7 protein-coding genes are annotated in these 6,438 nt (G+C 65.5%); all 7 read right to left on the bottom strand.

Annotated elements, in window-relative coordinates:
• Positions 1-55: 55 nt before the first annotated feature.
• The 7 genes from ACWDR4_RS24815 to ACWDR4_RS24785 all read right to left on the bottom strand — a co-directional run bounded on the left by ACWDR4_RS24815 (position 56) and on the right by ACWDR4_RS24785 (position 6,094).
• The gene (locus ACWDR4_RS24815) at positions 56-841 is read right to left on the bottom strand and encodes a hypothetical protein (protein WP_450411728.1); all 786 of its coding nucleotides are present in this window, start codon (positions 839-841) and stop codon (positions 56-58) included.
• Between the two features lie 7 nt (positions 842-848).
• Entirely contained in the window at positions 849-1,775 is a 927-nt protein-coding gene (locus tag ACWDR4_RS24810; RefSeq protein ID WP_450411726.1) for a radical SAM protein, read from the bottom strand.
• Positions 1,751-3,052 (bottom strand): radical SAM protein, encoded by a 1,302-nt coding sequence (locus tag ACWDR4_RS24805; RefSeq protein WP_450411724.1) that lies wholly within the window; start codon positions 3,050-3,052, stop codon positions 1,751-1,753. The genes ACWDR4_RS24810 and ACWDR4_RS24805 overlap by 25 nt, the downstream gene beginning before the upstream one ends.
• A gap of 5 nt (positions 3,053-3,057) precedes the next feature.
• Positions 3,058-3,414 (bottom strand): hypothetical protein, encoded by a 357-nt coding sequence (locus ACWDR4_RS24800; protein ID WP_450411722.1) that lies wholly within the window; start codon positions 3,412-3,414, stop codon positions 3,058-3,060.
• 333 nt (positions 3,415-3,747) lie between these two features.
• Complete coding sequence (locus ACWDR4_RS24795; RefSeq protein WP_450411720.1) at positions 3,748-4,332, bottom strand: helix-turn-helix domain-containing protein; 585 nt, start codon at positions 4,330-4,332, stop codon at positions 3,748-3,750.
• A complete protein-coding gene (locus tag ACWDR4_RS24790) occupies positions 4,322-4,726 on the bottom strand; it encodes an ATP-binding protein (RefSeq protein WP_450411719.1) in 405 nt (134 codons plus the stop codon). Before ACWDR4_RS24790 ends, ACWDR4_RS24795 begins: the two co-directional genes overlap by 11 nt.
• 165 nt (positions 4,727-4,891) lie before the next feature.
• Complete coding sequence (locus tag ACWDR4_RS24785; protein WP_450411717.1) at positions 4,892-6,094, bottom strand: helix-turn-helix domain-containing protein; 1,203 nt, start codon at positions 6,092-6,094, stop codon at positions 4,892-4,894.
• Between the last annotated feature and the right edge of the window lie 344 nt (positions 6,095-6,438).

The following is a 6,438-nucleotide window of genomic DNA, read 5'->3' as shown; positions in this document are numbered from 1 at the left end:
TCGCCGATCACGGACCCGCCTCCCCCCTCTGAAGGGTGCAGCGGCCCCGGCCCGGTCAGTAGCGGACGTTACGCAGATCGAGCTTCCACGCCTCGTCGGGGTGCTGATCCCAGTAAGCGCGGAGTGTCAATTCGCGCTCCGCGAAGCGGCCTTCGCGGCATAGACCGCCGTGGGAGAGGGTGACGCTCATCGCGAGCGGGGACTCGGTGGTCACCCAGTGCGGGGTCAGAGCGTGGCTCCAAAGTCGGTCACCGGGCCCCATCCGTACGGACTCGCGGTCGGCCGGGTCGTGTTCGGGCGGTTCTTCTGCGGTGGTCTCGCCCACCACAGCGGCCTCGGCCGTGAGGTGCTGGTCGGGGTCCCTGTAGCTGTGGAAGGTCTTCGTGCCCTCGACCTGCCACACGAGCCCGTGCGAGTTGTCGTTGTGGTACGTCGACGAGGCACCGCCCGTGGAGATGAACAACAGCGGCGCGCACCGTTGCCACGTGAACCCCCAGCTCGACAACTGGGTACGCCAGGGGACCATGACCTGCTCCTGGAATCCGCTGAGGAGTCCGTCGTAGAAGCGGGTGAGGTTGAAGTGGACGAGGCGGAACGTCCAGGTGGCCACTTCTTCGACTGGGGCTGTGCGGAAGGCCGACGTACGGTCCATGCGTACGGACCAGTCCTCGTCTCCGAGGATGGTGAAGCGCACTTCCTCGTCCTGTCGGACGGCGTCGAGCACGTCAAGGGCGGGCGGGAAGCTGAAGCCGGTGGCGGTGAGGGCGTTGCTGACACGCTTGTTGGGAGGGGTCCGCCACCGTTCGATGAACTCTTCTGGTGTGGTGACTGGGGTCGTCATCGTCCACTCACGGGGTGTCGTCGGCGCGGCAGATGGCCGCGCACTCTGGGGTGGTCCGGTCCTGCGGTTCGGCGTCGAGGAAGCAACTGATCTCCGCGCGAGGCGCGCGGACGCTCACCCCCGTATTGCCGTAGGGGCAGCGGCGGATCTCGCCGCCTGCGGACACGTACAACGCCGCAGACGCGCAGAAGGGCCGTCGCTCGGGGTACAGGTGCATGGCTCGCAGGGCGGTGAGGTGCTCCTGGAACCGCGGGGTGAGCTGGAAGTAGCGGCCGAGAAGGTCAGCGTCCTCCCGCTGCTGGGCCAGGTAGTTGTAGAAGGTGGAGCCGGCCCGCTGTCGTGCCGTGTCGTCGAGCGCCACCGGGCTGAGCTGGATCTCGACTCCTGACTTGTCGACGCGCTCGTAGATGTCCTGGCACTCCTTGGCTGTGAGCTTCCAGTACGTGAGGTGGAGAACTCTCTCTGCCGTGTGGACCTGATCGAGCGTCGCGATCGCCGACGCCACGGAACGGGTCGTGCGCCCGAGTTCCATGGCACCGGCCGAGTCGGCTGACACGGTGACGTTCGCGAGCAGGCGCGCGCTGTCGGCCAACCGGTCTACGTCTTCGGGGTCTCGGGCCGAGGTGACGATCGACACGGGAATCCCGAACTGGTGGGCGAGCCGTACGAGCTGGCGGAGTTGGGGGTGGTGCGTGGGTTCGCCGCCGGTCAGGCAGATCGCTTCGACACCCGTCTCCTTCAGCCGGGAAAGTGCCCGGGTGTACGTGGGGATGTCGAGGAAGCCGTGGGCCCGGTCTGCTCGGAAGCAGAATCCGCAAGCGATCCTGCAGTGGCCGGCGGTGCTGATGAGTGCGGAGCGGAACCGCTGCCGGGCCGGCGAGGGAGGGTGCTCGGGGCGGGTGACGGTGTTCACTGCACCCCCGTGCTGTCCCATACGGCGATCTCCACGGTGCTCTCGTAGAAGTCGCACATCTGCGGGTCCGGCCGGTCTCCGCGGATCAGAAGCTGTTCGTTGCGCGAAGGGCCCCCGCAGATCGCCAGAGCCGGGCACTGGCCACACTCGGGGATGGGGGCGACGTTCTTGGCGATGCCGCCCAGCAGGTTCGGGTCCGCACGCAGTTCGTCGAGGGTGTGCAGGAAGGAGGGTGCGGTGAAGTTGATGTCGCAGAGGCTGACTCGGTTGCCGGGCAGCAGGGCAACGTTCAGGGTCCGGTCGCTCTGGATGTGGTCGAAGAGCATGGGGCGGCGCCGGTCGAGGGCCTGGAATGCCCGGTCGAGGACGGAGAACATCATCCCGCCACGCCCGAGGGCGACGAGGCGTGCTTGGTACAGCTCCCTGGCCAGCTCCCGGCCCTTGACCGTCCAGCGTCCGCTGGTGGGTATCGGGGTGTTGGCGTAGATGAACTTCAAGCCGAGGTCGTCGATGATCCAGGTGACTGTTTCGGCCAGGCGGCCGATGTTCGCGGGTGTGGGGGTGAGGTTGCAGCCCACGTGGATGCCGCCTGCGTCGAGGAGCCGACGGACGTTGCGCCGAATCCGGTCGTCGGCCGGCTGCCCACCCAGGAGTCTCCGGTGCTCGGCGTTGATGGCGGGCGGTCCGTCGATCGAGATCCCGACGCCGTACTCGTACCGGGCGAAGTGCTCGATCATGGCGTCGGTGATGCGGGCCCCGTTGGTGACGACTGTTCGGCGGACACGTTTGACGTCGTACCGCGCGGCGAGAGAGTCCGCGAGGGTGTCCCCGTGCTGCATCAGGTCGAACCGGGTCGTCGGTTCGCCGCCGAACCACTGGATGGCTACCTCGTCGCGACCGGCGTTCGTCTCGAAGAGGTAGGTCAGGCCGTCGGCGATTTCCTGCTCGGTCATGTCCGGCTTACCGGTGTTGGTCTCGACGAAGCAGTAGCTGCACTTCATGTTGCAGGCGTCGGTGAGGACGACACGTAAGCCGCTGATCCGTACGGGGACGGGATTCAGGTCGAGTTGGTGGAGCCGGTTATGGAGTGCTTCACGCTGATCAGCGCGAGGGCTGTCGGGTGTGAAGCCGAGCTCGGCGAGAGCTTTGTGGGTCGCGGTCGGGGGAACCGCGGAGAGGTCGGTGACCTCCCCGCGGTTGAGGTACACACTGTCCAGCGTGACCGGGTCGAGGAGGGCGCCCTCGCCATCCCGGACGTACTGGATGTACTTCCCCCACAGGAGCTGTGAGGTGACCACCTGTGTTACGCGGCTTCCTCTTCGAGGATGCCGCGCTCGGCCATGACCTTGCGGACGAGCTCCTCGCCGGCCGCCTGCAGCTGTGCCGAGGCCTCCGGCGAGCCGCCGTCGGCGAGGACGATCACGCCGGGGAGGGTCGGGTTCGGGGCGATGACCGTGATGCCGGCGGGCTCGGTGCTGACCACCAGGATGGCGTTCTCGACCGGGACCCAGTCCGCCTGGTCCTTCAACGCTTCCAGGATCTCGGCCTGCTTGGCCTGGAAGGCGTCACGCTCGCCCATCCAGACTCCGGCCTTCTGCTTGGAATCGACGACGTCGGCGTAGAGCAGGTGATCGCTCTTGTTTCGTCGTGGTGTCGGCATGGCACTCATCTCCTGTCGCTGGCGTGGCGCATTTCGGATCTGACGTAGTGCTGTGCAGGCCTGGAGTTCGGGCCCCTGATGAGGGTGCTCCGGATTCGCAGGGCGAGCACATCTCGGGGGTGATATCACGGAGGTGATATTCGTGGGATCACGTGAGTACGCTAGGTTGCTGTCCTTTGATTCGATCTCGTTGAATCACCGAATTCCGGGCGCAATGGCCAACTGCTCGGGTCTTCGGACGGTTCCGGCCAGGAAATTGGCCAATGGGCCATCCTTTCCTTCTGCGCGAACAGCCCCTCTCGACGTCGCTGCAGTGGTCAACCGGGCCGAGCATCACGCAGGCCGTCCCTCTTTTTCCCTGTGAGTCACGGGCCGCGCGGCCGACCTTCCGCTGTCGGCCGGTTGGAGCATGGGGCCAGTGAGTTCCGTCGGAGCGTTGAGCCCTGCAAGTAGTTCAACGATCTTGTCGACGTTGGTGAGTCTTCGTACCCCTGACTCCAGCATGGACAGGAAGGCTTGGCTCAGGCCCGTGAGCTCTGCCATGTCACTCTGGCGTAGTGAGCTTCCGGTTCGCACAAGGTGGCACACTTGGCCAAAGTCACGGGCCTGGAGAGCTGCCTGGACGTCTGCTCGCTGCCAAACCTCTGGCTCTACCTGGGGCGGTGGCCCAGGAGGAGCTGGTACATGTCGCGAACAAGCGCTGCAGAACTGCTCATTGTTGTATCGGCTCAGGGGGCGTCGACACCAGTGACACTGTCGGCTATGGCGTTCAATGGAATCCGTCTCGGACGAAGGCGAAGGGCTTCCTTCCCGGATCCCTGTCTCAACCGTCGTTGCGCCTGCGAGTGTCCGGATCCTGCCGGATTCCTCGTCTACCGCCAAGGCGAGCGGAAAGCGATGGCGAGCATCATTCGACATCGGGGGCACCGTTCTGCGGCGGGAAGTCGATCTCTGCCCACGCCGATGTGCGAAGCTCGATAGGTTCGTTCGTTTTCCAGCGGTCGGCCAGCGCGTCCAAGAGGCTCAGTCGGGTACTTCTATCTGGGTCCGAGGGACTTGCCGTCAACTGGAGAAATTTGTGGGCGGTGTCAGAAACCTCGATGCGCAGGCCACTTCTGACTCGCAGGTATCGAGTCTCGATCTCCGCGCCTGGCCGTGCAATTCCGTGGCGCACCGTGTCGGTTAAAAGCTCGGAGAGAACGAGGACGGCCATGTTTTCAATACTTGAGAGGCCCCAACCGTCCAGCACCTTACGGAGTTCACGACGTGCAACGCCGACGCAGCGCGGATGGCGACTCCAGCGGAGCACCACCGCACTTCTGCTATCGGGACCAGCGCCGTCATCCGGCTGACACGTCACAGGCACTGCGATGCCTCCCCGTACAAGTGGCTTGGTCACAACGACCGTAGAAGCCGACGGGGAGGCGGACCCGGAGGAATTTTCCGGGTCTGCCAACGAACCTCTCTGCAGTAAGCGCTACTTGATGGCGCCGAGCCGCATGGCCAGGTCCTGGACGTCCTGACGGAGGGAGCGCTTGTGGAGCCGACGCGCTAGGTCCCGAGCGAACTCATGTGCCTTGATCTGCTCGGGAGCAGTTCGGTAGGCGTGCTTGAGATGGTCTATCGCCTCATCTGTCCGCCCGGCCTCAGCATAGGCACGCGCAACGTCCAGTCGCGCCCGTCCCCGTCGTTCTACCGGTAGCCCTGCCGCTCGGACTGTCGGCGCTACGTCCACGGCCAGTTGGACGTCCTCGAATTCCAGGGCGAGCGCGAGCCGGTGGATCTCGACGTTGCCGGGGCCGAAGGAGGTCCACATCGCGTTGGAGTCCCCGCCGAGCAGGTTCGCTGCCTCGTGGGCCTTACCCATCATGTGGTCTGCCAGCGCCCGGTTCCGCATGCGGGCCGCTGCGACGGCTCCGTTGAGGAACAGGGTCCCGTACAGGGAAAGAGAAGCCGGCGTGGAGCGCCACCAACCGGGTGCGAGGTCGTCCGCCGCGTCAAGGGTGACGTTCACTGCCTCTGCTGCCATGCCGGCGCCGAGTTGAACATGCGCGACACCTCGGCGCAGCGCCAACATTGTGGCGGAGTCTTCGGACTCCGCAGCCGCCATGTCGCCCTGGTCTACAGCGGTCCAGGCCAGGTTGGTCTCACCCAACTTTCGGAGAAGTACCGCTGCCACGTGGCAGGTCAGTGCGAACAACCGGAGTGCTTCGGCGTGTTCGGCGCCGGCCGTGCGCTCCTGTGTTGCCAGCCGGGCGTCCGCGAGTAGCCCGGGCAGGCACTCTCCAAGGCGCGCGAACTGGCAATCCTGAAAGAGCCGCCAGGCTTCGTCGACTGCGAAGGAGAGACGTTCGAGGCGCACGGTTTCGCGACCGTCGTACAGCGAGCCCGCCAGCCGTCGTGACTGCATGAGTGCGGTGCGAATCGCCGGGATGCTGGCCGTGTGACGACCGCGGTCGTCCAGGAGCATCGGCGTGCCCTGAAGGTCCTCAACGTGCACTCGCAGAGCGTGTGCCAGGTCCGCGAGCATCTTCACGTTGTTCACTGGTAGGCGTTCGGACTCGACCCGGTACACCCAGTCCTCGGAGCGCCCCAGCAGTTCGCCGAGCTGCCGCTGGCTCAGACCTCGGCGTTTCCGGTAGAACCGGACTCGCTTGCCGAACGGAAGATGGTCGGTCATTCCCCGCATTGGCGTGCTCCCCTCAGCCTGCTCGATCGAGTTTCACACGGCGTGAGCGCGCGGGGACAGGAGAACCGTCATCTGAGGGCGCCTGTGATCTGGAACGTAGGCGGACCTCAGCGGAGGGCAAGGGCGGGGAGCAAGTCCTCGGCGAAGACGGAGGGCGAGAGCAAATGAACTCGCCTCCGGTCCTGGCTGCCGGTGGTGAGGACTGAGTACAGGGTGACCGCAGTTCCCAGAACACTTGCCCATGCCTCCCTCTTCGCGGCTGCGATGGCGGCGGCCGAGACCAGGAGCAAGACGGACAGGCGCAGGCTGTCATCTCCGCCTGTCGAGCAGATTGG

The sequence above is a fragment of the Streptomyces sp. NPDC000878 genome, from assembly GCF_053599695.1.
This window is presented reverse-complemented; position numbering and strand designations above follow the sequence as displayed.

What these genes read in the sequence shown, in the direction of transcription:
- ACWDR4_RS24810 (WP_450411726.1), bottom strand. Translation starts at nt 1,775, where the DNA reads ATGGGACAGCACGGGGGTGCAGTGAACACCGTCACCCGCCCCGAGCAC.
- ACWDR4_RS24800 (WP_450411722.1), bottom strand. Translation starts at nt 3,414, where the DNA reads ATGCCGACACCACGACGAAACAAGAGCGATCACCTGCTCTACGCCGAC.
- ACWDR4_RS24815 (WP_450411728.1), bottom strand. Translation starts at nt 841, where the DNA reads ATGACGACCCCAGTCACCACACCAGAAGAGTTCATCGAACGGTGGCGG.
- ACWDR4_RS24785 (WP_450411717.1), bottom strand. Translation starts at nt 6,094, where the DNA reads ATGACCGACCATCTTCCGTTCGGCAAGCGAGTCCGGTTCTACCGGAAA.
- ACWDR4_RS24795 (WP_450411720.1), bottom strand. Translation starts at nt 4,332, where the DNA reads ATGTCGAATGATGCTCGCCATCGCTTTCCGCTCGCCTTGGCGGTAGAC.